This window comes from Actinacidiphila glaucinigra (assembly GCF_900188405.1).
Lineage (GTDB): Bacteria > Actinomycetota > Actinomycetes > Streptomycetales > Streptomycetaceae > Actinacidiphila > Actinacidiphila glaucinigra.
The window spans coordinates 320963-347058 of sequence record NZ_FZOF01000002.1; the positions used below are offsets into that span (position 1 = coordinate 320963).

The following is a 26096-nucleotide window of genomic DNA, read 5'->3' on the forward strand; positions in this document are numbered from 1 at the left end:
ACGCTCAGAAGGCGGGGCGGCGGATCAGCCCGCCCACGGACTGCGCGGGGACGATCGCCGGGCGCTCGCAGCGGTCGATCTCGCACCAGATCTGCTTGCCGGCACCCTCGCGCTGCCAGCCCCAGCGGTCCGCGAGACCGTCCACGAGTTCCAGTCCCCGGCCGCCGGTCTCGTCACTGTCCGCGTGGCGCGGGCGCGGCGGGGCGTCACTGGTGTCGGCCACCTCGACGCGCACGGTCTCCTGCTCGCCGCTCTGCGCTGCCCCGGAGGAACGGAAGAGCATCCGCAGCACGGCGGGGCAGCCGGTGTGCACGACGGCGTTCGTGACCAGTTCGGAGATGAGCAGGATCAGCGTCTCGGCGACCGGCTCGTCGGCCCCTATCCCGGACCCCGCCAGACGCGAGCGGGCCCACCTGCGGGCCCGGCCCACTTCCGCGGGGTCGGGACCGACCTCAAGCTGAACCTGGAGCACCTGCACCGCTCACACCATCCGAACCGGCGGACACATCGCCTCGCGCCTCGGCAGGGTCACCGTACGTGACCTCTTAGCGACCCAGCATGATTGACCCACAGTCACCGCAACAAGCGCTTCGGGCATATTCCAGCGCAAGGGGGGACGAGTACTGCATACTGTGCGGGGCTCATTACGGGGCGAAATCGAACAGCCCGGCACAGGCAGCCCACCGGGCACCGAGGCCCCGTCACTGCCACATCCGTCGCGTTTCGCCACCACACGCACCCGATGGAGCGTACCCGAGGCGGGCTCCGACTCCACGGCGTGACGAGTCACACCTCGGACACAACCCGATATCGACACTCGGGGTCCCCTTATCCGTGACGAAGAAGTCATAACTCACTAAATGCCGCAAAGAGTCTCATCGAGAAGGCTCTCCGCGAGCCTCTCCTCACACTCCGCCACGGAACGGCCCCGGCTCCGCAGGATCCACGACCGCTTGATGTGGAGATGCACCTCCGCCTCCCAGGTGAAACCCATCCCGCCGAACACCTGCAGGCAGTCACGGGCATTGCGGACGGCCGCCTCGTCCGCCAGCAGCCGCGCGGCCGCCGTCTCCCCCAAGTCGCCGGAGACCGCCGCCGCACGCACCGCCGTACGCGCCATCTCCGCGCGGACCAGCATGTCCGCACACAGGTGCTTGACCGCCTGGAAGGAGCCGATGGGCCGGCCGAACTGCTCCCGGGTCGTGGCGTGGCGGACGGCGAGTTCCAGCGTGCGCGCCGCGCTCCCGGTCTGCTGGGCGCAGGTGAGCAGTTCACCGGCCGTGACCCCACCCGCTGTAACACCGCCCTCCAGGACGCCGCCCGCCGTGACACCACCGCCCACGACCCCGCCGGCCGGTTCGCCGCCCACGACGCGGTGCAGCGGGGTGAGCGGGTCCACGGAACGCACCGGCTCGGCCTTGTCGTAGGAGCCCAGCACACGGTCGGAGGCCTCCAGCCACTCGGTCAGCTCGCCGTCGACCGCGGTGACCACCGTGCCGCCCTCGGCCGCCCCCGGCACCCACCCTGCCGCCAGGTGCGTCGTCACCAGCGGCCCCGGCAGCAGCGCCCGCCCCGCCTCCTCGAAGACGAGCACGGCCTCAGGGAGCCCGAGCCCGAGCCCGCCCCGCTCCTCCGGCAGCCGCAGCGCGAAGAAACCCGCCTCACCCAGCGCCCGCCACATCCCGCGGTCGAGGGTCACCGGGGTCCCGGCGGCCGCCCCGGCCGCGTCCTCCCGCAGCCGCTCCGCCGGGTAGAGCCGCGCCATGAGGCCGCGGGTCCCGTCGGCGAGCGCCCGCTGGTCCTCGGTGAGGCGGAAGTCCACGGCCCCTCACGCCCCCTTCGGCAGGCCGAGGATCCGCTCGGCGACGATGTTCCGCTGGATCTGCGACGTGCCCGCCGCGATGGTGTACGAGAGCGAGGAGAGCCGGTCCGACGTCCACGGGCGGTCGGCGTCCAGCGCCCCGGAGGGGCCGAGGACCTCGGCGGCGGTGTCGTAGAGCTCCTGGCGCGCCTGCGAGTAGCGCAGTTTGAGGACCGAACCCCCGACGCCCGGGGCGCCGGCGCTGACGTTCCACTGGACCAGCCGCCACAGCACACCGAACTCCGCGGCCAGGCGGCCCATCCTCCGCCGCAGCACGGGGTCGTCCCAGGCCCCCGTCCCCCGGGCCATCCGGGCCAGTTCGCGCAGCGTCCGCCGGCAGGCGACGACCTCCCCGGCGAAGGCGGTGCCGCGCTCGAAGGAGAGCGTCACCATCGTGACCCGCCAGCCGTCGTTCTCCGCGCCGACCCGGTTGGCGACCGGCACCCGCACCTCGTCCAGGAACACCTCGGCGAACTCCGTGGTCCCGGCGAGGGTCCGCAGCGGCCGCACCGTCACGCCCGGCAGGTCCATCGGCATCGCGAGCCAGCTGATGCCACGGTGCCGCGGCGCGTCAGGGTCGGTGCGCACGAGCAGTTCGCACCAGTCGGCGACCTCGGCGTGCGAGGTCCAGATCTTCGACCCGGTGACCACGTAGGAGTCGCCGTCGCGCACCGCCCGCGTGCGCAGGGACGCCAGGTCCGAACCCGCTCCCGGCTCGCTGAACCCCTGGCACCAGACCTCGTCCCCGCGCAGCACCGGGGGAAGCCAGCGTTCACGCTGGCCGGCCGTCCCTTCGGCGGCGATGGTGGGACCGGCGTGGAGCAGGCCGACGAAGTTCGCGCCGACGTAGGGCGCCCCGGCAAGCTCGGTCTCCTCCAGGAAGATCAGCCGCCGGGTCGGGTCGGCGTTCCAGTGCACGTCGGCGTAGCCCGCCTCGTGCAGGCGCCGCTGCCAGCCGGTGTCGTACGCCCGCCGGGCGGGCCAGTCGGCGGGGTCCGGCGCGGGCGGCAGCGCGGGCAGCGTCCGGGCGAGCCAGGCCCGCAGCTCCTCCCGGTACACCAGCTCCGCCCCGGTGTACGTCAGGTCCACCGGTCCGGCTCCAGCCCCAGCATGCGGATGGCGTTGCCGCGCATGAGCTTGTACACCGTCTCGTCGTCGAGGCCCTTCACATGGTCGAGGGCGACCTCCTTGGTATGGGGGAAGGTCGAGTCGACGTGCGGGTAGTCGGTCTCGAAGGTCGCGTTGTCGCGGCCGACGACGTCGATCGAGGCGACGCCGTGCTTGTCGCGGAAGAAGCAGCAGAAGATCTGCCGGTAGTAGTAGGTGGACGGCGGCTCGGGGACCACGTCGCGCACGCCGCCCCACGCCCGGTGCTCCTCCCAGACGTCGTCGGCCCGCTCCAGGGCGTAGGGGATCCAGCCCATCTGCCCCTCGCTGTAGGCGAGCTTGAGCCGGGGGTGGCGCACCAGCACCCCGCTGAAGAGGAAGTCCATCATCGAGGCCATCGCGTTGTTGAAGGAGAGCGAGGCCTGGACGGCGGGCGGCGCGTCCGGTGAGGCGGCCGGCATCTGCGAGGACGAGCCGATGTGCATGTTGACCACCGTCCCGGTCTCCTCGCAGACGGCGAAGAAGGGGTCCCAGTACCCGGAGTGGATGCTGGGCAGTCCCAGGTGGGTCGGGATCTCGCTGAAGGTGACGGCGCGCACCCCGCGGTCCGCGTTGCGGCGGATCTCGGCGACGGCCAGGCCGACGTCCCACAGCGGGATCAGGCAGAGCGGGATCAGCCGGCCGCCGCTGTCCCCGCACCACTCCTCGACCATCCAGTCGTTGTAGGCGCGGACGCAGGCGAGGGCGACCTCCTTGTCCTTGGCCTCGGCGAAGGTCTGCCCGCAGAAGCGCGGGAAGGTGGGGAAGCAGAGGGAGCCCTCGACGTGGTTGAGGTCCATGTCGGCGAGCCGGGCCTTGGGGTCCCAGCAGCCGCGCCGCATCTCCTCGCGGGTGATGCCCTCCAGGGTCATCTCGTCCCGGTCGAAGCCCACGGCGGCGATGTTCCGCTTGTACGGGAACTTCAGGTCCTCGTAGATCCACCAGTCGGTCGGCGGCCCGTCCGGGTCCATCGTGATCTGGTACTTGCCGCCGACGTAGGCGAGCTCCCCGATCCCGGCGGTCAGCGGCTGGGGACCGCGGTCCCGGTACTTCGCCGGCAGCCAGGTCTCGAAGAGATGTGCGGGTTCGATCGCGTGGTCGTCGACGCTGATGATCCGGGGCAGTTCCATCGCTCTCCGCCGCCCTTCCTTGAATCTGATGGACCGTCAGATTCACAGTACGCCCGCCACCCCGGACCGTCCATCGAAGACGCGCGCACCCTGGACCGCGCCCGACCCGGCGCCTACGCTCCGATCGAAGATCTGACATTGCGTCAGATCCTCGATCGGGAGGAGAAGAGATGCGAAGCCTGGGCGACTCGCCGACCCTCTGGGCGCTCATCGCGGGGCGGGCCGCCCTGACCCCCGACGCCCCTGCGCTGCTCGACACCGACGACCGCCGGCTGACCTTCGGGCAGCTGCGCGACCGCGCCGAACGGGTCGCCGCCGGGCTGCACGCCCGCGGTGTCCGGCCCGGCACCGCGGTGGCCTGGCAGCTGCCGACCCGGATCGAGACGGTGGTCCTGTCGGCGGCCCTCGCCCGGCTGGGCGCCGTGCAGACCCCGATCATGCCCTTCTACCGCGACCACGAGGTCGGCCACATCCTGCGCCAGACCAGCCCCGCCCTCTTCGCCGTCCCCGGTACATGGCGCGGCTTCGACCACACCGCGATGGCACGCCGCCTCGGCGCGCCCGACGTCCTGGAGGCGTACGACTCCCTCCCGGAGGGCGAGCCGGACACCCTCCCCGCACCGCCCTCCGACGGCACTCGGGTCCGCTGGATCTACTGGACCTCGGGCACCACCTCCGAGCCCAAGGGCGTGCTGCACACCGACCGCAGTCTCATCGCCGGCGGATCCTGCCTCGCCCTCGCCCTGGAGCTGGGCCCGGACGACGTAGGCTCCGTCGCCTTCCCGTACGCGCACATCGGCGGCCCCGACTACCTGGTCATGCTGCTCCTGTGCGGCTTCCCGGCCCTGCTCCTGGAGCACTTCTCGCTCCCGGACTCCCTGGCTGCCTACCGCAGGCACGGGGTCACCATGGCGGGTGGCAGCACCGCCTTCTACTCCCTCTTCCTCGCCGAGCAGCGCAAGCAGCCCGCCGGCGGCAGGATCATCCCCACCCTGCGACTGCTCTCCGGCGGCGGCGCCCCCAAGCCGCCCGAGCTCTATCACGAGGTGGTCCGCGACCTCGGCTGCGCCCTCGCGCACGGCTACGGCATGACCGAGGCCCCCATGATCACCATGGGCTCGCCGCGCGACCCCGTCGACCGGCTCGCCGCCACCGAGGGCCGCCCGCCCGCCTCCATGGAGATACGCATCGCCGAGGACGGCGAGGTGCTGCTGCGCGGCGAGGCCGTGTGCCAGGGATACACCGACCCGGAACTGACGAAGCGGGCCTTCGACGCGGAGGGCTTCCTGCGCACCGGGGACGTCGGCAGGCTGACCCCGGACGGCTACCTGGTCCTCACCGGGCGCCTCAAGGACATCATCATCCGTAAGGGTGAGAACGTCTCCGCCAAGGAGATCGAGGAACTCCTCTACGCCCACCCCGGCATCGCCGACGCCGCCGTGATCGGCCTGCCCGACCCCGAACGCGGCGAACGCGTCTGCGCCGTCGTCGAGCAGCCGCAGGGCGCGGGGCCGCTCACCCTCGCCGAGGTCACGGCCTTCCTCCGCGAGGCGGGACTGGCCGTCCACAAACTGCCCGAACAGCTCGAGGTGGTGGACGCGCTGCCCCGGAACGAGACCTTGCGCAAGGTCCTCAAGTACCAGCTCAGGGAGCGCTTTACGAAAGCGTGAGGCACGTCCGGCGCAAAGCCGCGTAACCTCCTCCGCAAGAGTTCCAGAGGGGAAGGGTCACGGTGGGCACACAGGACGGCCAGGACCGGGCGCGGGACGGCCTGGAGGAAGGTCCCGGCACAGGTCCGGAAAGCGGCCCGCAGGACGGCCCGCAGGATCCCCTCGAACTGCTCCGGCTGGGCGACGCGGCGTTGGACGCGGGCGAGCTCAACCAGGCGCGCATCCACTTCGAGACCGCCGAGCGGCTGCTGGCCGCGGACCCCTCGGCCCCCGACGCCCGGCGCGCCGCGGCGCTGCGCGGCCGGGCCGTCTCCCACCTGCTGGCGGGCGAGGTGCGCTACGCCTCCCACCTGCTGGAGGAGGGCATCACCCGGCTCGAGCGCCGGACCACGCCGGACGGCGCCCCGCCCGACCCCGACGCCCTGCTGATGCTGTACATCGCGTCCATCGGGCCGTACACCGACCTGGGCGCCTACGCCCGGGCCGCGCACGCCGCCGAGCAGGCGCTTAACCTCGCCCCCGGGGCGGGTGATCCGGCCCTCGTGGCCCAGATGCACCGCAGCATCGCCCGCACCCTGATCGTCGCGGGACGCACCGGTGAGGCCGAGGCCTCGCTGGCGAAGGCGCAGGAGCTCTTCCAGCGGCTGGAGTTGCACACGGACCTGGCCCACTGCCACTGGATGCGCGGCTACGTGCACTCCCAGGACGGCGACCTGGAACAGGCCGAGCGGGAGCTGCGCACCGCCCGCGACATGCTGTCCGCCGGCCGGTCCGTGCTGTTCACGGTGCAGGTCGAGGTGGAACTGGCGGACGTGCTGCGGCGGCGCGGCAAGCCCGCCGAGGCCGAGGAGCTGCTGACCCGGCTGCTGGACGAGCTGGGCCCGTGGCGAGGCGCCGTCCACGCCGGCGGCGCGCACCGGCTGCTCGGGCTGCTGGCGGAGGAGCGCGGCGACCCGGAGGCCGCCGAGGAGCACTACGTCTCCGCCCTGGCGCTGCTGGAACGCGCGGGAGCCGCCGGGGACCTGGCCGACATCTGCCGGCTGCTGGGCGACCTGCTGCGCCGTTCCGGCCGGGTGGAGGCCGCGCTGGACGCCTACCGGACCGGCCTGGGCCACCGCGCGGCGATCGGCACCACCACGCTGGGCCCGGCCCCGGCCGACTCCTGACGCGGGCAGGCCTCGCCGCCGTTCCGGCTCAGGGCTCGCGAACCGTGTTCACGTAGCCCGTGCCGCCCGCGGCGAGGCCGTCGACCGCCTTCTCCACCTCCGTCAGGGACTGGGCCTTCCTGGCGTCGTGGTAGAACCAGTCGACCTTCATGTCCCAGGTGCGCTTCCCCGCGAACGGCAGGTCCACGAACCACGCGTTGAAGTTCACGGACATGTTCTGGGTCGGGTAGTACTTGCCCCCGGTCCGGAACAGCTCGTGCCCGTCGAGGCTGTAGGTCACCACGCCGTGCGCGGCGGTGGTGACGAGTGTGTGCCACCCCTTGAGGCTGGACGTCGTGGCCCGGGTCACCCGGTCCCCCTCCCTGGCGCTGCGCCAGGTCGTCGTGTCGAGCCTCGGGCCGGGGGCGCCCCAGCCGCCGTTCGGCTGGTACTCGTTGTCGAGTTCGCTGTACTCGGCGTGGTGGTGCGGCGAGATCATGTAGAAGGTCTCGTTGACGTGGTCGCCGTTGCGGCCGCTCGTGGGCTCGTCCGTGAAGTGGATCCGGGCGGCGAACGTCCCGGTCAGGAATTTCGTGCCGGTGGTGTGCACCTCGGCCTGGCGGGTGCCGCGCCGCGTCCCGTCGGTGGCGGCGCGCAGCCGCAGGACCTGGCCGCCCAGGGCGTCCTCCTCCGCCGGGAAATCCACGCCTCCCGCCGACCAGGTGTCGTGGATGCCGGGGCCGCCCCCGCTGGTGCGGACCAGCCAGCCGTGGGCGCGCAGCGCCGGGTCCCGGGGGCCGCTGTACCGGAAGTCGTCGAAGACGATCCCGGGGGGCGCGGCGGGCCGCGCCGCCCCTGCGGCGGCACCACGCGGCGACGTGCCGGCGTCACCGGCGGGCTCGTCGCCCCAGACGTGCCTGCCGTCCAGATAGCCGGTCACCAGCTTCGACGCCTGGAAGGTGTCGTGGGCGGCACTGAACGACCGGTCGTCGCGCTGGTCCACCTTCCCGCCGGGGCGGTACAGCTGGACCCCGATGGCCCCGCTCTTCGCGCCGGCCGCCAGGGTGCCCGCGGCCTTGGTGAAGGTGACCTCAAGGTAGTGGTCGGCGGTCGGCGTCGGACGGTCCATGGCGACGGTCCGCCCGTCCACCTCCGAGCAGCCGACCGAGGCCTGTACGCAGTTGAATGCGTACGGCGAGCCGCCGTCCTGGGTGAAGTAGTACCGGACCGCCACGTCGGCCAGGCGCACCCGGTGGTCGGAGGTGTTGACGACCTCCAGCCAGGGCCGGGCCGTCGCGGCGGACGCCGGCGTGCCCGCCTTGTAGCGGACGGTGAGCTCCGGGGCTGGCTGGTGCGCCTCGCGCCACTGCGGGTACAGCGCCGTGGCGCCCGCGCCGACGGCGGCCGCCAGCAGCAGGTACCCGGCCGCCCTCCGGACGGGACGGCGCCGTGTGCCGCGCCCCGAGGGGACGGGGCGGTCGGACCGGACGGAAGGGCGGACAGAGGGGCGGGCAGAACCCACGAAAGCTCCTAGCACGGTGGAGGGGCGATGCCGAGGGCACGCCGTGCGGTCTCCGGGACGCGGTCGGACCGCGGCGGGACGGCCCCGCCGCCTACGGGGCGGTGTCGGGCACGGGGCCGACGGCTCCGAGGGCCGGTGGGGTGGTTCCGACGTGCGCGGACGCGTCCCACGGGTTCCACTGGCCCCGCTGGTCCTGCTGCTCCCCAGTCGTGGTCTCCCGGCGCTGGCCCGGAAGGTGGGGCTGCCGGGCGGGCTGGAAGGCGATGTCGTCGTGGGCGCCGCCGACCTCGATCCGGGCGCGGGTACCCCAGTTGGTGCGCCGCAGCGTCGCCAGGGACCACAGCCGCAGCGGCAGCAGCAGGCCGATGTTGAGCAGGGCGTACAGCGGGGCCGCGAGGAAGGTCAGCACCCGGTCGGCGATCCTCACCTGTGCGGCGCCGCGCAGGTAGTGGACGGAGCGCACCCAGGCCATGACGCACATGTAGGCGAGGTAGCCGGCCAGCAGCGTCCAGCCCCGCGGGTGCATCAGGACGGCGAGGAGCGCCGCGAGCAGCCCCGCGGTGAAGGCGACCCAGGTGACCAGTTCGACGAGGTTCAGCCACCAGTACATGCGGTGCAGCCGGAACTTGGCGAGCAGCAGGAAGCCCTCGCGGATGAACGACTTGCCCCAGCGGACCTGCTGGCGCACGTAGTGGCCGAGGCGCTCGGGGACGTCGGTGTAGCCGACGGCCGACGGCTGGATCAGCGAGAGCCCCTCGGTGAGGCAGTAGTACGTCAGGCGCCGGTCGTCCCCGAAGGTGGCGGGACGGCCGAGGAACCGCTGGTCGAGGAAGTCGTCGAGGTGCTTGCGGACGACCCACCCGCGGTACATGGCCAGCGACCCGCAGGCGCAGAGCACCGAGCCCAGGCGGGAGTAGGCGACCCGCTCGCCGAGGAAGGCGTTGACGTAGCGCATGTCGATCAGGCGGGTCAGGAGGTTGGTGCCCCGGTTGTGGGCGAGCACCAGCCCGGTGACGCACTGGACCCGGCGTTTGGCGAACGGCCGCGCGAGCTCCGCGACGGCGTGCCGGTCGAGCAGAGTGTCGGAGTCGATGCACAGGTAGACGTCCGCGAGCGGCTCCTGCCCGAAGCCCGCGGCGAGGCCGTGGCGCTTGCCGCGGTTGTCGGGGAACCGGACGAAGTCGAGGCGGACCCCGGCCCGCCGGAACCGCGGGCGCAGCTCCTCGACCAGGGCACGCGCCGAGTGGTCCTCGGAGCAGTCGTCGACCACGGTGAGGGAGTGCGGCGGCAGGGTCTGCGCGAGGACCGACTCCAGGCAGCCGCGCAGCATCGCCGGGGCCTCGTTGTAGACCGTGATCACGCCGTGGATGCGGAGCCGGGTCACGGGCTTGTCGAACGTGAGCTCAGGACGGCGGCGCCGGCGGATGGAGAGCAGCAGCTTGACGGCGAGGAGGGAACCGACGGCCGCTCCGTACCAGTGCACATGGCGAAGGGACCACGAGAAGTGATCCCATGCACCCGCGAGATCGAGCATGGGTGGTGGAGACCTCCGTACGAACGCCCCCACCCGCCGGACAGAACCTTGAACACGTGTTCTGCGCACGAAGGTAACCCGGGCAGAAGGACGGCGAAAGGTGCATCCTCCGCAAAATCCGCAGGGAAACCCGCAATCCGGCCTCCTGGGGCGCCTGCTGGGCGAAGCGGACACCGGGTGTGAGAGTGCTCACACGGCACCGGCGGGCCCGTTCGCCCCGGGCGGCGCGGGAGGGACTAGGCCGACATCGGCCGGGCCGCGTCGTCGGTGGCGGCCTCCAGGTCGGGGAAGACCTCGAAGAGCCGGCGTACGCCGAGCGCGGCCAGCACCCGGTTGACGTGCGCGACACCGTCGGAGGGACTGTTCCGCGGGAGGATCAGCCGCAGTTGCCCGGCACAGGACCGCATCAGCCGCCGGGCGGCGATCAGCACGCCCACACCGCTGGAGTCGCAGAAGTGGACCCCGGCCAGATCCAGCACCACGCTGTGCCGCCCGTCGGCCACCGCGTCGTGCACGTGCTGGCGCACCACCGGCGCGGTCACGAGATCCATTTCTCCCGAAACAGTCAGGACCACCCAACCGTCCCGCTCGTCCTGCACCACCTGCAATGCCACTGTCTGGCCCTTCTCCCGGCAGCGGTCGTACAGACCCTATGCCCCGCCCGGGCCGCTTCCCCGCAATCTTCCGGTCACACCCGGGTAACGCATTACCAGAATCGATCAGTTATGGCAGAAGCTTGCCTCAAGGCGTCGTACGTGGCAGCAATCGGCGGATACATTCGATCCGAGGCAGTGCGACCGTAGTAGGGCGACGGCGACAAAGGGGGAGACGCGATGGCGGCATCCGCACCACCCCGCTGGGACCGCAAGATGCAGCAGCGGCTCGCGCGCGGCGAGGAGGCCGCGCTCGGAGAGCTGTACGACCGCTACGCCTCCCTCGTGCACAGCCTCGCCCACCGCGTCATGGACGACGAGGAGGCCGCCGCCCAGATCACCCGTGAGGTCTTCGGCTACATCTGGGAGAACCCGGACGCCTACGACCCCAAGCAGGGTTCGCTGCGCTCCTGGATCGCCGGCCTCACCCAGCGCCAGTCCGTCCACCGGCTGCGCCAGTCGGAGAACCGCGGCGCCGGCAGCCCCGAGCAGGTCGAGGACCGGGTCCGCGAGGCCTCGACGGCCGCCCGCGCCGACTACATCGTGACCTCGATGCCCGAACCCCTGCGCCAGGCCCTCGACCTCGCCTACCGCCGCCGCATGGACTACCGCGAGGCCGCCGCCGACCTCGGCGTCACCGAGGACGAGGCACGCCGCCGCCTCCGGCTCGGGCTCCAGCTGCTGTCCACCGCCGTGCAGGACTCCTCGCCCCAGGGAAGGTCCCTGTGAACGGACCGGCCGAGAACGGCGAGACTCCCCCGCCCGGGACCAACCTGCCCCGGGTGCCGATGCCCCGCGGCGCCGCCGAGGACGGCCCGCTGCCGGAGGTCGGGCCCGTGTCCCCGTCCTCGCCGGACGCGCCCGCGCACGGCGCGTCGCCGGCGGCGGAGGCGGCGCGCGAGCCGGAGCGCGAACCCGCGAGGGAACCCGTGCAGCCCGAACCCCCGCGGTACGACCACCGCGTACTGCGCTCGCTGCTGGGCGCGTGGGCGCTGTCGGCCTGCTGCACCAGGACGAGTCACTCGACCTCGACCCGCTGCTGCGCGCCCGCGTCCTTGAGGGATGCCTGGGGCGCCGCCCGGCGCGCATCCCCGTCCCCGAGTGGGCCGCTCCGTACGACGCCGAGACGGCGCGCCTCGACGCGCTCCTCGCCGACCTCGGCGAGCCCGAGTGGGACATGCCCGTCAAGCTCATCTGGGCCGGCGGGACGCGCGAGCTGACGCTCTGCGGCGTCCTCGCCCATCTCGGCTCGGTGGACGGCGTCGTGGCCACCGCCCTCGGCCTCGACGACCCGCTCGGCCCGGGGGCGCCCCGTACCCGCCTGGAGCGCACCGAACTCGCCGGGGAGCGCTGCCGCCGCCACACGCACGCCTTCGTCCGCAACAAGTGGCGCACCCAGACCCGGGACATCGTGCGGACGCTGTCCTTCGCCGGGTCCGCGACGGGCGGGCTGCCGGTGGACTTCGCCGACGCCGTCGTGCCGATGCGCGACGCCCTGATCGACCGCGCCTTCGAGTGCTGGATCCACGCCGAGGACATCGCGCAGGCCCTGGACTACCCCGAGTACGGGCCGCCGGCGGCGCCGCACCTCAACCGCATGATCGACCTCGCGGCCCGGATGCTGCCCACCGCCCTGGCCGCGCTCCGCCAGGCGGGGCTGGCCGAGTCCACCGCGAAACTCGTACGGGCCGGCACCCCCGGCCGCACCCTCGACCTCCACGTCGAGGGTTCCGGCGGCGGCCACTGGTACATCTCCCTGGACTCGCCCGGCGCGATCGGCACCCCCGAGGCGGTGGTCGCCGAGATCGCCGTCGACCAGCTCGACTTCTGCCAGCTGGCCGCGGGCCACATCGCCCCCGGCCGCATCGCCGCCGGGCGCGACGGGGACAGCGCGGCGATCCGGGACGTCCTGCACGCCACGGCATCGTTGTCACGCCTCTAGGCCGTTCCGTGTCGTCACGCCGCACGGAAGGGGTGGCCTACCCCTTGCTCACCGCCGTCAGCACCTCCGGCAGGCGGCCCAGCAGGCGCGGCGCCGCCGTGCGGACCCCCAGCACCGCGAACGCGGCCCCGTAGAGGCAGCCCAGCGGCAGCAGGAGCCACAGCGCGCCGTGCCGCCCCGAGACATGGAGCCAGATCAGCAGGCCGAGCACGGGAAGCGTGATCACCGCGCCCGTCAGCGCGCCCCCGACGAGACTGAGCCAGGCCAGGCTCGTCTGGCCCGGCGCGGCCGCGCTCCCGAAGCGGTTCTCCTGCGGCATGGAGTAGGGGAAGCGCACGCTCGCCCAGGCGCCGGTGGCGACCAGCGCCCCCAGCAGCGCGAAGGAGAGCCCGAGCGTCTCGGCCGCCGCGTCCGCCCGCCCCAGCAGAAGGGCCGCGCCGATGGTGACGACGGCCACGTACGGGACGCCCACCACCGCGATCGCCAGGGCCCGACCGCGCAGTTCGGCGTACGCGTCCGTGCGGGAGGAGATCGTCGCGGCGACCGTCCAGAAGGCGGAGCCGTCCATGCCGAACTGGTTGTACATCTGCAGCCCGAGCAGTCCCGCCGCCCAGCAGGCGGTGTAGACGCTGCCGTCCTGGACCGCCGAGACGAGCGGCAGCAGCAGCCCCACGGCCAGGGCGGTGGCCCAGGCGGCCTTGGTCCGCGGATCGCGCCAGGCGTAGCGGAACTGGCGCTCCATGACGGTGCCGGTGCGCCCCTCGGGGAACAGCCGGAACCGGGTCTCCCGGACGCTCGACGGGCCCGCCTGCAGCGTGGAGGCGTCCGGGCGGGTCATGAGCCGGTCCAGACTGGTGTGCCACCACACGAGCACCAGTGCCAGCACGGCCCCGGTCCAGGCGAGTTCGGCGACCGCGAGCCCGTACGAGCCCTCCCCCGCCGACCGCACCGCGTCCAGCGCCGAGGCCGGCGGCACCCAGCGCAGCACGGTGGTGAACGCACTGATCCGCTCCAGACCGTGCCCGGAGGTGAGCGCGTTGGCGGCCAGACTGACCAACTGGGCGCCCACCGCGATCAGTACACCGCTGAGGACCGCCAGGTCGCGCCCCTTGCGGCTGGTCAGCAGCCGCGTGTTGGCCGCGGCGACGGCCCGCGACAGGGCCACGCACAGCAGTACGGCGAGCGGCACCGCGAGCACCGCGGCCACCGCCGACGCGGCGTCCCCCGCGACGGACACCGCCGCGCCGGCCACCACCAGGAACGTCAGCAGCGGCCCGACGCCCACCAGCGAGGACACCAGGAGCGCCCGGACCAGCGGCCACGGCCGCAGCGGCAGCATGGCCAGCCGGGTCGGGTCGAGGGTGTCGTCGCCGCCGAAGACGAACAGCGGCATGACGGCCCAGCCGACCCCGAGCACCACACCGACGCCGACGGCCGCCGAGGGCGCGTACTCGTTCCCCCGCAGGACGACGAGCCCCACGCACATGCCCAGCGCGTACAGCAGCGACACCAGGGTGCCGACGATCCAGCCGACCCGGCGGCCGGTCGACTGGCGCAGCCCGTTGCGCAGGACCGACAGCTTGAGCCGTACGAAGGTGCCCGTCACGACCGGCTCGCCCCGCCGAGCCAGTCCAGGTCCTGCCCCGGCCCGCGGTCGCGGGCGCCCACCAGGGTCAGGAAGGCGTCCTGCAGCGTCGGCGCCTGCCCGCGCACCTCGGCGAGCGGGCCCTGGGCCACGATCGTGCCGGTGGCCATCACCGCCACCCAGTCGCACAGGCTCTCCACGAGCTCCATGACGTGCGAGGAGAAGACGACGGTCGCCCCGGACCCGGTGTAGCGCTCCAGCACCCCGCGGATCACCTGGGCGGAGACGGGGTCGACCCCCTCGAAGGGCTCGTCCAGGAAGAGCACTTCGGGATTGTGCAGCAGCGCCGCGGCGAGGCCGATCTTCTTGCGCATGCCCGTCGAGTAGTCCACGACGAGCTTGTTGGCGGCGCCGGCGAGGTCGAGGACGTCGAGCAACTGGGCGGCGCGGCGGTCGGTCTCCGCGCCCGGAATGCCGCGCAGCCGGCCGGTGTACGCCAGCAGCTCCCGGCCGGTGAGCCGCTCGAAGAGCCGGAGCCCCTCCGGCAGGACACCGATCCGGGACTTCACGGCGACCGGGTCGCGCCAGACGTCGGCGCCGCCGACCTCGATGAGGCCGTGGTCGGGCCGCAGCAGCCCGGTCACCATCGACAGGGTGGTGGTCTTGCCCGCCCCGTTGGGCCCCACGAGCCCCACGAAGTGTCCGGCGGGCAGCGTCAGATCGATCCCGGCGACGGCGACCTGCTGCCCGAAGCGTTTCCACAGCCCATGGACGCGCACGGCGGGCGCGACGGATGCGTTCGGCATCCGCCCAGCCTATGCCGAGGGGGGTGCGGCCCGGCTAGCGTCCGCAGGCATACGCGAGGGGGGAGATCAGCTCCTCGGTGTCCGGCAGCCACCGGTTGAGGGCGGTGGGCTGGCGCACCCACTGCACGACACCGCCCGTGCCGAGGCGGGTGGGCGGGGCCGGGACCCAGTCGCCGTCGCCGCGCACCACCAGGTCGAGCGAGGAGGGCGCCCAGCCGAGCCGGCGCAGCAGGTCCGGCACCTTGACGACGGCCCCGGGCAGCACGAAGAAGATCATCCGGCGGGACGGGGTCCCGAGCACCGGGCCGAGCGGCAGTTCCATGCGCTCCATACGGGCCAGCGCGAGGCAGCCGGCGTCCTCCGGGACGTCGATCGCGTCGAAGGTGCGTCCGGTGGGGAGGAGGACCGACGCATGGGGCTGCCGCTGCCACATCCTGCGCACCGCCGGACCGCTCCCGCTGGCCTCGCCGACCCAGCCCGGCCCGGACGGGTGCGCCCCGGGCGCCGGGCAGGCGGTGTCACCGCAGGAACAGCGCGGACCACCGCGGCCGGAGATGCCGGAGGGGCCGGAGGGGGAGGCGTCCTCGACGAGCCAGGCACCGGGCAGCACGTCCCAGTGCCGCTCCTCCGCGTACCCGACGGCGGCGTCGAGGAGTTGGCCGGCGTTCCGCCGCGGGGCTGCGATGGTGTGTTCCACGGTGTCTTCCACGACGTTCACAACTGCGCTGCCCAGCGCGGGTTACGGGCTGTGACGTCCCGGCCTCGCGGCTCATGCCGGGCGCACGGGAGCACAAGCGGGGGCGCGCGGTAGGGGAGGTCCGGCATCCGGGTAGTCACCCTTGGGTGTGTAAGCATGCATCCCTCCGTAAATTATGTCGTTTGCGGGGCATTTGAGTGGCGCGTACCGGGAAGGGATCTTCGGGAAGGGATCTTGAGGTCCCGAAAGCGGCAGCTGTGAGGGGGAGCCCATGGCCGCACGACCGCTCGTCGCCCGCCAGCCGAACGAACGGCTGCAGGCACTGATCCAGGAGGCAGGCTGCTCCAACGCCGGATTGGCCCGCCGGGTCAACATGTGCGGCGCGGAGCACGGCCTCGACCTGCGTTACGACAAGACCTCCGTGGCCCGCTGGCTACGCGGCCAGCAACCGAGGGGCCGGGCCCCGGCGATCATCGCCGAGGCCATCGGCCGCAAGCTGGGCCGCACCGTCACCATCGACGAGATCGGCATGGCCAACGGCAAGAACCTGGCCACCGGCGTCGGCCTGCACTTCTCGCCCACCGTGCTCGGCGCGATCGAGCAGGTCTGCGAGTTGTGGCGGAGCGACGTCGGCCGCCGGGACTTCCTCACCGGTTCCAGCGTGGCGGCCTCGGCCCTGGTCGAGCCCAGCCGGGACTGGCTGATCACCCGGGCCGACACGCAGGTCGCGCGCGCCGGCGGGCAGCGCGTCGGCATGTCCGACGTCGAGGCGGTACGGGCCACGACCCGGGCGCTGAACGAACTCGACCACCGCTTCGGCAGCGGTCATGTCCGCCCGGTGGTGGTGCACTACCTCAACAGCGTGGTCTCCGGGCTGCTCGCCGGCTCCTACCGGGAGGCGACGGGGCGTCAGCTCTTCTCGGCTGTCGCCCGGCTGACCGAACTCGCCGGCTACATGGCCGTCGACACCGGCCAACCCGGCCTGGCCCAGCGCTACTACATCCAGGCGCTGCGGCTGGCCCAGGCGGCGGGCGACCGCGCGTACGGGGGCTACGTCCTGGCCGCCGGGATGAGCCACCTCGCCGCGCAGCTCGGCACCCCGCGCGAGATCGCCCAACTCGCCCGCGCCGCACAGGAGGGCGCCCGCGGCCAGGTCACCGCCACCGCGCAGGCCATGTTCCACGCGGCGGAGGCCCGCGGCCACGCGCTGATGGGAGACGCACGGGCCTGCGGCGCCGCCGCGGGGCAGGCCGTGGAGGCGCTGGAACGCTCCGAACCGGGCGACGACCCCGACTGGATCCGGCACTTCGGCCCGGCCTACCTCGCCGACGAGCTCGCCCACTGCCACCGCGACCTCAACCAGGCGCCGCAGGCGGTCCGCCGCGCCGAGGAGGCACTGGCCGGGCACGCCCCCGACAAGGCCCGCCGCCGCGCCATCGGCCTGTTGCTGCTCGCCCAGGCCCAGGTCCAGCAGCGGGAGATCGAGCAGGCCTGCAGCACCGGCGCCCAGGCCGTCGAACTGCTCGCCACACTCCGCACGACCCGCGGCGCGGAGTACCTCGACGACCTCCGTCTGCGTCTGCAGCCGTACGCGGCGGAGAGCGCCGTCCGGGAGTTCGACGCCCGGCTCGAGGAGGAGGAACTGGCGGCGTGACGGCACGGGAGGACGGGGGCGTCGCGCGCCCCCGTCCGCCGAATCGTTACAGGAACGACATCAACCCAGCCCCAGGGGCACCCTGTTCCGCGGCAGAAGGCGCCCCGGACCCCGCAGGACCGACCGCGGCGTGGTGACGTCCCGAGCAGACCCGGTAGCGTGAGCCGACGATTCCGTAGCGACGGAGAAGGCAGAGGTACCGGTGATGCACGGCGGACGCGGTGACGAGGCGTATCCGGAGGTGCACGAGGGCGTGGTGCTGCCCGCGGACGGGGGCATACCCGGCCCGGGAGCGACCGCGGCATGGGGTGCAGGCCCCGCGGCCGGGCAGCCGTGGGGCGAGCAGCCCCAGGCGTACAACCCCCCGCAGCAGTCCCTCCCGGACACCGACGCCACACAGCTCTTCCCGCCGTACCCGCAGGCCCGGCCGCCCATGCCGGCCCACGCGCCGCAGCAGCCCCCGGCGCCCCAGTTCCAGCCCGGCCCCGTGGCGGACGCCACACAGGTCTTCCCGCCGTACCCGACGCCCGAGGCCGCGTACGGCATGCGTCCTGGAGACGCGGACGCCACCCAGCACCTGCCGCGCTTCGAGGACGCGCCGACCCCGCAGGGGGCCCCCGGGTACGGCTACCCGCACGAGGCCCAGCACCAGGGCCACCAGGGCCACGACGGGATGCCCCCGGCGCAGCAGCCCCACGACGACTTCGGGCACCTGTACCGCCAGGACGGCCCGCCCCCGCAGCAGCCCGGCTACGCCGCCGCCCCGGACTACGCACAGCCCGCCTACGGGCAGCGGGACCACGCGCCGCAGCCGTCCTACGGATACGACGAGCCCGCACCGACCCGCCGCAGGCTCACCCCGGCCGCGCTGATCGGCATCGTCGTCGGCGGCTGCGCCGTCGCGGGTCTCCTGGCGGGTGCCCTGATGAGCGGCGGGGACGACGACCCGGCCGCGGCCCAGTCCCCGGCGCCCTCGTCGAGCGCCTCCGCCCCGGCCTCCTCCGGCGGAGGCGGCGGCGAGAACGCGGCGGAGAAGCAGGCCAAGGGACTGGAGGCGCTGCTCAAGACGAGCGGCAGCAACCGCACCTCGGTGATCAACGCGGTCGCCGGCATCAAGGGCTGCCGGAACCTGGACGGGGCGGCCGCCGACCTGCGGGCCGCCGCTCAGCAGCGCAACGACCTGATGACGCAGTTGAAGTCGCTGCCGGTGGACAAGCTCCCCAACCACCAGGCCCTCACCGACGCCCTCAACAAGGCGTGGACGGCCTCCGCGGCCGCCGACAACCACTACGCGGCCTGGGCCGACCAGCTCAAGGGCGGCAAGAAGTTCTGCCGCCACGGCCAGGCGCGCCACACCGACCAGTACGCGGCGGGCAACACCCAGAGCGGCACCGCCTCGCAGGCCAAGGCCGCCGCGGCCGCGCTGTGGAACCCCATCGCCAAGAAGTACGGGCTGACGCAGCACCAGGGCGGTCAGCTCTGACGCGAACTCCCCCGGAGGCACCGGAGCGCCCCGCGGCCACGGCCGTCGGTGCCTCCGGCCGCCCGGTGGACTCCCGACGCCCGTGAAGGCCTGGGCGCCCGTCAGCCCGTGGCGTCCTCCAGGGTCTTCGTCACGTCCACGAAGCCCTTGCGGGCGGCGACGAGCCGGCCGTTCTCGACCTTCTGGAAGGTGACCCAGCCGTTGACCAGGCGCGGCTGCTCCATGACGGCGGCGGCGTCCTGCTCCCGCCAGCCGAGCGCGGGCGTGAGGCCGTCGGTGGAGACGTTGTGCGCCGCGTCCAGTGCCCTCTTCAGCGTCGTGGCCGTGATCGCCTGGTCCTTGCCCATCTTCTCGATGACCGCGGTGAGGGCGGTGTAGGCGATCCACGTGGTCTGCACGCCCGGGTCGTTCGGGTCCAGGTCGTTGTCGCCGAAGGCGTACCTCTTGATCGTGTTCCGCATCAGCGCCCAGCGGGTGTCGGAGGCCGGCGGGTACCAGCCGGTGATGTAGGCGCCCTCCAGCGGGCTGTTGGCGCCGCCGGTGCTGTCGAGGGTGGACTGCTGGACGCTGCCGAGGACGGAGGCGATCCGCGCCTTGGGACCCTGCTCGACGCCGGTGACCGGGTCCGTGGTGGTCGTGCGGCGGAAGGCGTCGAAGAAGGTGGCGGTCTTGTCGCCGAGCGCGGCGCTCACGCAGTCGCCGGGCTTGTTGGCGCCGATCGCCTGCCGGGAGACCGTGTTGTAGTCGGTCGCGTCCTCGGCGGTGCGCAGGTCGGCGGCACTGGTGCGGCCCGCGTCGCGCAGTCCGGCGTCGAGGAAGTGCGCGAAGATGTCGCCCGCGGCGGTGTCGGGGCGTATGAGGCTCACCTTGTCGCACTTGCCCGCCAGTTGACGGCCGGCACCGGCCATCAGCGCGGGCAGCCCGCCGTTGATGGGATAGGAGAGCGGGCTCTCGAACTCGTCCCGGGTGATGCCGTATCCGCCGAGGTACGGGATGCCCTCGGCCTCCAGCGTGGAGGTGAAGGCGGCGCCGTACTGGCTGTAGGAGCCGACGACGGCGACCGCGCCCTCTTCGGCGGCCCGCTCGGCGCAGTCGCCGGCGCCGAGCGAGTTGTTGTGGTCGTTGCAGGTGATGACCTTCAGCTCACGGCCGCCGATGCCGCCGCGGGCGTTGACGTACTTGGCGTAGGTCTTGGCCATGGCCGGCATGCCCGGCATGTTGGTCGCGTTGGTGTTCTGCGGTGCCCACGTCATGACCACGATCGGGCCCGTGGTGCCGTCGGTCCCCCCGGGGAGCGTGCCGCACCCGGCCAGCAGTGCGACTCCGGCCATCGCGGACACGAAGGGAACAGCTCTGCGTGTACGGCAATCACTCATGGAATGGGAAGATTCCGCGCTTCCCGCAACTCAGGGGTGAACGTGGGAGAACGGAGGGTCACCATCGGGTGAACAGAATGTGTGGAGCCGGGAGCACGTACGATCGTGCACTGTGCAGAGTACGGAGAAGTCTTCCCGCCGCGGCACCCGCTCCTCCACGATGGGGGGCATGCCGCTCAACGACATGCCCTGGTGGCGCTGGCGCGCGAACGTGCGCTCCGCGCTGCACATGATCAGCGACCCGGTGTTCCAGCGTGAGGTCTGGCTCGCGGGGCAGCCGGGCTACGGCGACGTGACCGACGCCGTCTACCGCCTGGTCGAGGACACCTGGCTGGACAACTGGTCCGCGGAGAAGTACGTCGGCACCGTCTTCCGGGACTCCCAGGAGGCCGCCCTGGTCGACGTGGCCGTGCTGCGGGTGCTGAAGATACTGCACCAGGTGGGTGCGGACGCCCCCGTCTCCGCGTATCTGGAGCACCACGCGTGGCCCGAGGCCGTGCGGGCCGCCCGCGAGGCGCACGTGCGGTTGGCGTCAGGGGACGGCGAGGACCCGGACACGCCGCCGCGCTCACTGGAAATCCTCAAGATCTACACACGCACGGCCTGAGCGCCGTCCGCGCTGCCGTCCGTGCCACCGCCCGCGCCGCGGCGCGGGCGGGGTGCCACCTGCGACGACACCCGGGGCGCCCGGCTGGCGGACGGCTTGGAACGGCACGGCGACTTTGTGCGACGCTAGCCCCGTGAACGCCGCCGACGAGTCGCAGCCGCAGCAGTACATCCTGACCCTGTCGTGCCCCGACAAGGCGGGCATCGTGCACGCCGTGTCGAGCTACCTCTTCATGACCGGGTGCAACATCGAGGACAGCCAGCAGTTCGGCGACCACGACACGGGGCTGTTCTTCATGCGGGTGCACTTCTCCGCGGGCCACCCGGTCACCGCCGAAAAGCTGCGGGCCAGCTTCGCGGCCGTCGCCGACGCCTACCGCATGGACTGGCAGATCACGCCCTCCGCCGAGCGGATGCGCATCATCCTCATGGTCAGCAAGTTCGGGCACTGCCTGAACGACCTGCTCTTCCGCACCAGCATCGGCGCGCTGCCGGTGGAGATCGCCGCCGTGGTCTCCAACCACACCGACTTCGCGGAGCTGGCGGGCTCCTACGACGTCCCCTTCCACCACATCCCGGTGACGAAGGAGAACAAGGCCGAGGCCGAGGCGGAACTGCTCTCCCTGGTGGAGAAGGAGAACGTCCAACTGGTCGTCCTCGCCCGCTACATGCAGGTCCTGTCGGACCACCTCTGCAAGGAGCTGTCCGGCCGGATCATCAACATCCACCACTCCTTCCTGCCCAGCTTCAAGGGCGCCCGGCCCTACCACCAGGCCCACGCCCGCGGGGTGAAGCTGATCGGCGCGACGGCGCACTACGTCACCGCCGACCTCGACGAGGGCCCGATCATCGAGCAGGAGGTCGAGCGGGTGGGCCACGAGGTCAACCCGGAGCAACTGGTCGCCATCGGCCGCGACGTGGAGTGCCAGGCCCTGGCGCGCGCCGTGAAGTGGCACAGCGAGCACCGCGTCCTGCTCAACGGCCGCCGCACCGTCGTCTTCGCCTGAGGCCGGGCCCGGCCCGGCAGGACAGCGCCGACGCCGCGGGGCTCAGGCCTGGCACACCGGCATTCCGGCGACGTCCGCCAGGAAGGTCTCGACCGCCGCGTACCAGGCCTCGGGCTGGTCCCAGGGGACGAGGTGGCCGGCGTCGGGGATCTCCGCGTACGAGCCGCGGGGCAGCGCGCGCACCATCTCCTGGGCCTCGGCGCGGCCCAGCTCGCCGTCCCAGCCGCGCACGACGAGCGCGGGGCAGGACACCCGGGCCAGCTCGTCCCAGTGGGCGTCGTGGATCCAGGACTCCCGGGAGCGCAGCATGTGCCGTCGCTCGAACACCGGGCGCCAGCCGTCGGCGTGCTCCTCCATCACCTCGGCGAAGAACTCCCCGCGGGCCGGGCGGGAGCCCTCCAGCCACGGATCCTCCTCGCCGAACCACCGGCGCACCGCGTCGGGGCCGGAGAAGGGCAGCGGCCAGGCCCCGAACCAGTCCTCCCAGTGGCGCTGGCTGGCCTCCCCGAGGGCCACCGCCCGCATGTCGCACAGGACGACGCCCCGCACCAGCGACGGCCGGCGCGCGGCGAGCTGCCAGGCCGTGAGGGCGCCCATGGAGTGCCCCACGACGGTGACCGGGGCGAGCCCCAGCTGTTCGACGACGGCGGCGGCGTCGGCCACGTAGGCGTCCCGGGTGTACGGCCCCTCGGGCTTGGCACTGCGCCCGTGGCCGCGCTGGTCGAGTGCCACCACACGGTGGCGGGCGGCGAGCCTGCGGGCGGTGCCGGCCCACTGGGAGGCGCGTCCCATCAGGCCGTGCAGCAGCAGGACGGCGGGCCGCAGCGCCTCCTCGGGCGCCGCTCCGGGCCCGTCGGCGTACTCCCACGCCGTGAGCGGGAGGCCGCCCGCTCCGGTGACTTCGACGCGCCTGGCCATGTGCCGCACCCCCTGGTACGTGACGTTCAGACCCCCACGCTATCGAAACCCTGTTCGATTCGCGTCTTCACGCGCGCAACACCGCTCTTTCGAGTGACAACGCTCAAGGATTGCCGGAGCGCGCCGAGGGGAGGACTTCAGCGGGACGCGGTCCGGCGGGGAAGACGGGCAGCGGGGAGCCACCCGGACAGCTCGGGGATCCGGGTGGGCTCCACGGGGACCCAGGGGAGGGGACGGGGGAATCGGGGGAGGAAGGGACTCCGGCGCAAGGGGAGGCGCCGGGGTCCCTCGGACAACCAAACCGGCACCGCCCGCGAGCGCGCCGGAACCCGGGGCGACCCGCCCGACCCGCGACACGACTCAGCACGCCACGGCGCAGCGCAGCGCCACGTGACGTGACGCGACGCCGCGAAGATCCTTGAGGCCGGCCCTACCGCTTGGCGACGAACACGTGCGACGCGGTCTCCGTGCTCAGCTCCGCCGCCTCGCCGCCGCTGCCGACCAGCACACCGCCCGCCGACGGGGTCACCGACACCACCGCGCCCGGCTGCACACCGGCCCGCCGCAGCGTGTACATCAGCTGGGCGTCCGTCTGGATGGGCTCGCCGATCCGCCGCACGACCACGCTCGCACCCGCCTGGCCCGTCTCCAGGTCGGTCAGGCTGACCATGCCCTCGTCCAGGAACGGGTCCGCGCCGTCCTTCTCGCCCAGCTCCTCCAGGCCCGGGATCGGGTTGCCGTAGGGGGACTCCGTGGGGTGCCGCAGCAGTTCGAGGACGCGGCGTTCGACCGCCTCGCTCATCACGTGCTCCCACCGGCACGCCTCGGCGTGCACGTGCTCCCACTCCAGCCCGATGACGTCGACCAGGAGGCACTCGGCCAGCCGGTGCTTGCGCATCACGCGCGTCGCGATCCGCCGGCCCTCGGAGGTCAGCTCCAGATGCCGGTCGCCCGCGACGTGCACCAGCCCGTCCCGCTCCATGCGCGCGACGGTCTGACTGACCGTCGGTCCGCTTTGGTCGAGCCGTTCGGCGATTCGGGCGCGCATGGGGACCACACCCTCCTCCTCCAGCTCAAGGATGGTGCGGAGATACATCTCCGTCGTGTCGATCAGTCCGGACATGCGTGCCCCTCGATGGCTCGTACGTGGCCCTGGACTCAATTCTGACGCATGCGACCGACAACCGGGGCCCTGTGGTTGACAGGCGGACGCCGCGGCAGCACGGTTCTCGGCATGACCGATCTGGCCGCCACATATTTCGATGCCGCCATCGCACTGCTCAGGCGGGTGAGGGACGAGGAGTCCGCGGGGATCGAGGCGGCCGCTGCCGCGCTCGCGGACACCGTGGCGGCCGGGGGGCGGGTGTTCGCCTACGGTGCCGGGCACTCCGCGCTCCCCGCCCAGGACGTCGTCTACCGCGCGGGCGGCCTCGCCCTGGTGAACCTGCTGGCCGTGCCCGGCGCGGTCGGCGTGGACGTCGTCCCCGCCACGCTCGGCAGCGCGCTCGAACAGGTCGGCGGCCTGGCCCGGGTCGTACTGCGCAGCTCCCCCGCGCGGGCGGGCGACCTCCTGGTGATCATCTCCCTCTCCGGCCGCAACCCGCTCCCCGTGGAGATGGCGCAGGAGGCCAAGGCACTTGGGATGACGGTGATCGGCGTCACATCCGTGGCGTACGCCAAGGAGACGCACTCCCGGCACGCGAGCGGCACCTTCCTGAAGGACCACTGCGACGTCGTCGTGGACAGCAAGATCGCACCGGGCGACGCGGAGCTGTCCGTGCCGGGCATCCCGGCGCCGTTCGGCCCGGCCTCCACCGTGGTGACGAGCGCGCTGATGCAGGCCGTCGTGGCGACGGCCGCGGCGGACCTGGCGGAGCGCGGCGTCACCCCGCCCATGCTCCGCTCGGGCAACGTCGACGGCGGCCACGAGTGGAACGCGAAGGTCTTCGAGGAGTACGCGGACCGGATCTTCTACCGCCGCTGAGCCCGCGGTCAGGCCCGCGGCGCCAGGTCGAGGCAGGCCGCCACGCGCAGCGCGACGTCCTCGGCGAAGGCGGCGTCCGCCCGGTCGAAGGGACGGCGGCCCGTGCCGCGCAGGAAGGTGAGCACGCCGAGCGTGCGGCCCCGGCTGCGCAGCACCGCGCACAGTCCGTGGACGGTTCCGTCGGGCCAGCGCCGGGCGGCGGCCCAGCTGTCGACCTGGGCCCGTGAGGCGGGCTCGGCGGCCGCCGCCCCGAAGCCGGCCCGGACGGAGCCGGTGCGGGCGACCGCCTGCAGGGCCGGATGCCCCTCCCCGTACCGCACCGGGATGCCGCCCGACACCGGCAGGCAGGGCCCCGCGCCGCCGGAGGGCGTGGCGGCGGCCCGGACCAGGCGCGCCCCGTCGGGCGCCAGCACGTCGAGCAGCGCGTGCTCGGCGAATCCGGCGAGGGAGAAGTCCACGTAGCAGGTGGCGGCCTCCAGGGGCTCCTCGCACTCGGCGACGGCCAGCGCGGCGCGGTGCAGCTGGTTGCTGCGGAAGCGCAGCCGCGCCGCCTCCTGCTCGGCGACCTTGATGTCGGTGACGTCGTGGAAGAGCCACCCCACGCCGAGCGGGACCGGCTCCTCCCCCAGCGGCGAGCCGAGCCGCACGAAACCGCTGCGCCAGCAGCAGCGTGTGCCCTCGTCCGCCCGCAGACCCACCCACAGCTCGCTGGGCGCGGGGGGCGCGCCCTCGGCGAGCACGTGCTGCAGGGCGCTCTCCAGCTCCTCGACGCCCTGGTCGAGGAAGTCGCCCAGCGGTCTCCCGAGCGGCGCGTCCCGGCTGGTGCGCAGCACGCGGGCGGCGTACGCGTTGACGACGACGGGACGCAGGTCGGCGTCGACGAGGACGACCCCGCACGGCGCGTCGTCGAAGAGCGCCTCGCTGAGGGCTATCGAGCGCTCCAGGTCGATCTGGGCGTGCACCTCGGAGAACGCGCAGTAGACGCCCGCGGGGCGCCCGTCTGAGCCGTGCACGGCGGCGGCCTGGGTCCGCACCAGCACCCGGCGGCCGTCCTTGGTCAGCAGCGCGAACTCGTGGACCTGGCGGCCGTCCGCGGCCATGGCGCCCAGCAGCCGCTCGCGCACCTCCTCGGCGTCGGCGGTGCGCGCGGCCCAGCCGGCGAATCCGCGCCGGCCCACTGCCTCCTCCGCCGTCCAGCCCAGGATGCGGGCGGCCTCGGAGTTCCAGTGCGTGATCACTCCGTCGCGGTCCAGGGCACAGAGTCCGGCCTCCATGCCGTCGAGGAGCGCGGCGAGCAGCTGCGGCGTCGCATCGAATGACTGCACGTCTGGACATTCAACCCCTGTGTGACCGGCGACACGCGAACTTCACGAAATT

Annotated in this window: 23 protein-coding genes; 9 read left to right on the forward strand and 14 right to left on the reverse strand. The window is 73.1% G+C overall.

Translation table 11 applies throughout. The features are described 5' to 3' along the window. Window positions 1-4 precede the first annotated feature (4 nt). The 4 genes from CHF15_RS05430 to CHF15_RS05445 form a co-directional block, all read right to left on the reverse strand. Complete coding sequence (locus CHF15_RS05430; protein ID WP_089222450.1) at window positions 5-478, reverse strand: ATP-binding protein; 474 nt, start codon at window positions 476-478, stop codon at window positions 5-7. 378 nt (window positions 479-856) lie between these two features. Continuing rightward, the gene (locus tag CHF15_RS05435) at window positions 857-1822 is read right to left on the reverse strand and encodes an acyl-CoA dehydrogenase family protein (protein ID WP_089222451.1); all 966 of its coding nucleotides are present in this window, start codon (window positions 1820-1822) and stop codon (window positions 857-859) included. 6 nt (window positions 1823-1828) lie between these two features. Then, window positions 1829-2950 carry an acyl-CoA dehydrogenase family protein gene (locus tag CHF15_RS05440; RefSeq protein WP_089222452.1) on the reverse strand — a complete coding sequence of 374 codons (1122 nt, stop codon included), beginning with the start codon at window positions 2948-2950 and terminating at the stop codon, window positions 1829-1831. Beyond that, window positions 2941-4137 (reverse strand): amidohydrolase family protein, encoded by a 1197-nt coding sequence (locus CHF15_RS05445; protein ID WP_089222453.1) that lies wholly within the window; start codon window positions 4135-4137, stop codon window positions 2941-2943. Before CHF15_RS05445 ends, CHF15_RS05440 begins: the two co-directional genes overlap by 10 nt. A gap of 170 nt (window positions 4138-4307) precedes the next feature. Between CHF15_RS05445 and CHF15_RS05450 the strand changes: the two genes are divergently transcribed. Both CHF15_RS05450 and CHF15_RS05455 read left to right on the forward strand, forming a co-directional pair. After that, window positions 4308-5807: a class I adenylate-forming enzyme family protein gene (locus tag CHF15_RS05450; RefSeq protein WP_089222454.1), complete on the forward strand. Its 1500-nt coding sequence runs from the start codon at window positions 4308-4310 to the stop codon at window positions 5805-5807. A 62-nt stretch (window positions 5808-5869) separates the two neighbouring features. Then, the gene (locus CHF15_RS05455) at window positions 5870-6973 is read left to right on the forward strand and encodes a tetratricopeptide repeat protein (RefSeq protein WP_089222455.1); all 1104 of its coding nucleotides are present in this window, start codon (window positions 5870-5872) and stop codon (window positions 6971-6973) included. Between the two features lie 28 nt (window positions 6974-7001). On the opposite strand, the gene CHF15_RS05460 is transcribed toward CHF15_RS05455, so the two are convergent. The 3 genes from CHF15_RS05460 to CHF15_RS05470 form a co-directional block, all read right to left on the reverse strand. Next, the gene (locus CHF15_RS05460) at window positions 7002-8474 is read right to left on the reverse strand and encodes a cellulose binding domain-containing protein (RefSeq protein WP_245938674.1); all 1473 of its coding nucleotides are present in this window, start codon (window positions 8472-8474) and stop codon (window positions 7002-7004) included. 91 nt (window positions 8475-8565) lie between these two features. Continuing rightward, window positions 8566-9957: a glycosyltransferase family 2 protein gene (locus CHF15_RS05465; protein WP_179279666.1), complete on the reverse strand. Its 1392-nt coding sequence runs from the start codon at window positions 9955-9957 to the stop codon at window positions 8566-8568. Between the two features lie 287 nt (window positions 9958-10244). Then, entirely contained in the window at window positions 10245-10622 is a 378-nt protein-coding gene (locus tag CHF15_RS05470; RefSeq protein ID WP_089222457.1) for an STAS domain-containing protein, read from the reverse strand. A 219-nt stretch (window positions 10623-10841) separates the two neighbouring features. On the opposite strand from CHF15_RS05470, the gene CHF15_RS05475 reads away from it, so the two are divergent. Then, window positions 10842-11390 carry a sigma-70 family RNA polymerase sigma factor gene (locus tag CHF15_RS05475; RefSeq protein WP_089222458.1) on the forward strand — a complete coding sequence of 183 codons (549 nt, stop codon included), beginning with the start codon at window positions 10842-10844 and terminating at the stop codon, window positions 11388-11390. 256 nt (window positions 11391-11646) lie between these two features. Then, entirely contained in the window at window positions 11647-12603 is a 957-nt protein-coding gene (locus CHF15_RS05480) for a maleylpyruvate isomerase N-terminal domain-containing protein (RefSeq protein ID WP_322975668.1), read from the forward strand. 37 nt (window positions 12604-12640) lie between these two features. On the opposite strand, the gene CHF15_RS05485 is transcribed toward CHF15_RS05480, so the two are convergent. From CHF15_RS05485 to CHF15_RS05495, 3 genes are read right to left on the reverse strand one after another with little or no spacing between them, the layout of a single operon-like run. Continuing rightward, complete coding sequence (locus CHF15_RS05485; RefSeq protein ID WP_089222459.1) at window positions 12641-14209, reverse strand: transporter; 1569 nt, start codon at window positions 14207-14209, stop codon at window positions 12641-12643. Then, window positions 14206-14994 (reverse strand): ABC transporter ATP-binding protein, encoded by a 789-nt coding sequence (locus CHF15_RS05490; RefSeq protein WP_089222460.1) that lies wholly within the window; start codon window positions 14992-14994, stop codon window positions 14206-14208. Before CHF15_RS05490 ends, CHF15_RS05485 begins: the two co-directional genes overlap by 4 nt. 34 nt (window positions 14995-15028) lie before the next feature. Next, window positions 15029-15712, reverse strand: a complete 684-nt coding sequence (locus CHF15_RS05495) for a bifunctional DNA primase/polymerase (RefSeq protein WP_089222461.1) — start codon at window positions 15710-15712, stop codon at window positions 15029-15031. Between the two features lie 250 nt (window positions 15713-15962). On the opposite strand from CHF15_RS05495, the gene CHF15_RS05500 reads away from it, so the two are divergent. Then, window positions 15963-17345: a transcriptional regulator gene (locus CHF15_RS05500; RefSeq protein WP_089222462.1), complete on the forward strand. Its 1383-nt coding sequence runs from the start codon at window positions 15963-15965 to the stop codon at window positions 17343-17345. Window positions 17346-17550: 205 nt separating this feature from the next. Further along, on the forward strand, window positions 17551-18828 hold the full coding sequence (locus CHF15_RS05505) for a hypothetical protein (protein ID WP_179279667.1): 1278 nt from the start codon (window positions 17551-17553) through the stop codon (window positions 18826-18828). A 101-nt stretch (window positions 18829-18929) separates the two neighbouring features. Here the strand turns inward: CHF15_RS05505 and CHF15_RS05510 are convergent, their stop codons facing one another. Beyond that, the gene (locus tag CHF15_RS05510; protein ID WP_322975669.1) at window positions 18930-20159 is read right to left on the reverse strand and encodes an ABC transporter substrate-binding protein; all 1230 of its coding nucleotides are present in this window, start codon (window positions 20157-20159) and stop codon (window positions 18930-18932) included. Between the two features lie 205 nt (window positions 20160-20364). On the opposite strand from CHF15_RS05510, the gene CHF15_RS05515 reads away from it, so the two are divergent. Next, window positions 20365-20811, forward strand: coding sequence for an SCO4402 family protein (locus CHF15_RS05515; RefSeq protein ID WP_018559989.1), 447 nt, complete (start codon window positions 20365-20367; stop codon window positions 20809-20811). A gap of 133 nt (window positions 20812-20944) precedes the next feature. Further along, window positions 20945-21817: a formyltetrahydrofolate deformylase gene (gene purU, locus CHF15_RS05520; protein ID WP_245938676.1), complete on the forward strand. Its 873-nt coding sequence runs from the start codon at window positions 20945-20947 to the stop codon at window positions 21815-21817. A gap of 42 nt (window positions 21818-21859) precedes the next feature. Here purU and CHF15_RS05525 read toward each other — a convergent pair whose 3' ends face one another. Both CHF15_RS05525 and CHF15_RS05530 read right to left on the reverse strand, forming a co-directional pair. Next, window positions 21860-22735 (reverse strand): alpha/beta fold hydrolase, encoded by an 876-nt coding sequence (locus CHF15_RS05525; protein WP_089222465.1) that lies wholly within the window; start codon window positions 22733-22735, stop codon window positions 21860-21862. A 430-nt stretch (window positions 22736-23165) separates the two neighbouring features. Beyond that, entirely contained in the window at window positions 23166-23858 is a 693-nt protein-coding gene (locus CHF15_RS05530; protein ID WP_089222466.1) for a metal-dependent transcriptional regulator, read from the reverse strand. A 111-nt stretch (window positions 23859-23969) separates the two neighbouring features. On the opposite strand from CHF15_RS05530, the gene CHF15_RS05535 reads away from it, so the two are divergent. Next, on the forward strand, window positions 23970-24719 hold the full coding sequence (locus CHF15_RS05535; RefSeq protein WP_089222467.1) for an SIS domain-containing protein: 750 nt from the start codon (window positions 23970-23972) through the stop codon (window positions 24717-24719). An 8-nt stretch (window positions 24720-24727) separates the two neighbouring features. Here the strand turns inward: CHF15_RS05535 and CHF15_RS05540 are convergent, their stop codons facing one another. Next, complete coding sequence (locus CHF15_RS05540) at window positions 24728-26044, reverse strand: PAS domain-containing protein (RefSeq protein WP_089222468.1); 1317 nt, start codon at window positions 26042-26044, stop codon at window positions 24728-24730. Between the last annotated feature and the right edge of the window lie 52 nt (window positions 26045-26096).

Excerpts from the sequence above, each read along its gene's own strand:
- CHF15_RS05445 (WP_089222453.1), bottom strand. The coding sequence starts at position 4,137 with ATGGAACTGCCCCGGATCATCAGCGTCGACGACCACGCGATCGAACCC.
- CHF15_RS05450 (WP_089222454.1), top strand. The coding sequence starts at position 4,308 with ATGCGAAGCCTGGGCGACTCGCCGACCCTCTGGGCGCTCATCGCGGGG.
- CHF15_RS05475 (WP_089222458.1), top strand. The coding sequence starts at position 10,842 with ATGGCGGCATCCGCACCACCCCGCTGGGACCGCAAGATGCAGCAGCGG.
- CHF15_RS05490 (WP_089222460.1), bottom strand. The coding sequence starts at position 14,994 with ATGCCGAACGCATCCGTCGCGCCCGCCGTGCGCGTCCATGGGCTGTGG.
- CHF15_RS05500 (WP_089222462.1), top strand. The coding sequence starts at position 15,963 with ATGGCCGCACGACCGCTCGTCGCCCGCCAGCCGAACGAACGGCTGCAG.
- CHF15_RS05505 (WP_179279667.1), top strand. The coding sequence starts at position 17,551 with ATGCACGGCGGACGCGGTGACGAGGCGTATCCGGAGGTGCACGAGGGC.
- CHF15_RS05510 (WP_322975669.1), bottom strand. The coding sequence starts at position 20,159 with ATGGCCGGAGTCGCACTGCTGGCCGGGTGCGGCACGCTCCCCGGGGGG.
- CHF15_RS05515 (WP_018559989.1), top strand. The coding sequence starts at position 20,365 with ATGGGGGGCATGCCGCTCAACGACATGCCCTGGTGGCGCTGGCGCGCG.
- CHF15_RS05525 (WP_089222465.1), bottom strand. The coding sequence starts at position 22,735 with ATGGCCAGGCGCGTCGAAGTCACCGGAGCGGGCGGCCTCCCGCTCACG.
- CHF15_RS05530 (WP_089222466.1), bottom strand. The coding sequence starts at position 23,858 with ATGTCCGGACTGATCGACACGACGGAGATGTATCTCCGCACCATCCTT.
- CHF15_RS05535 (WP_089222467.1), top strand. The coding sequence starts at position 23,970 with ATGACCGATCTGGCCGCCACATATTTCGATGCCGCCATCGCACTGCTC.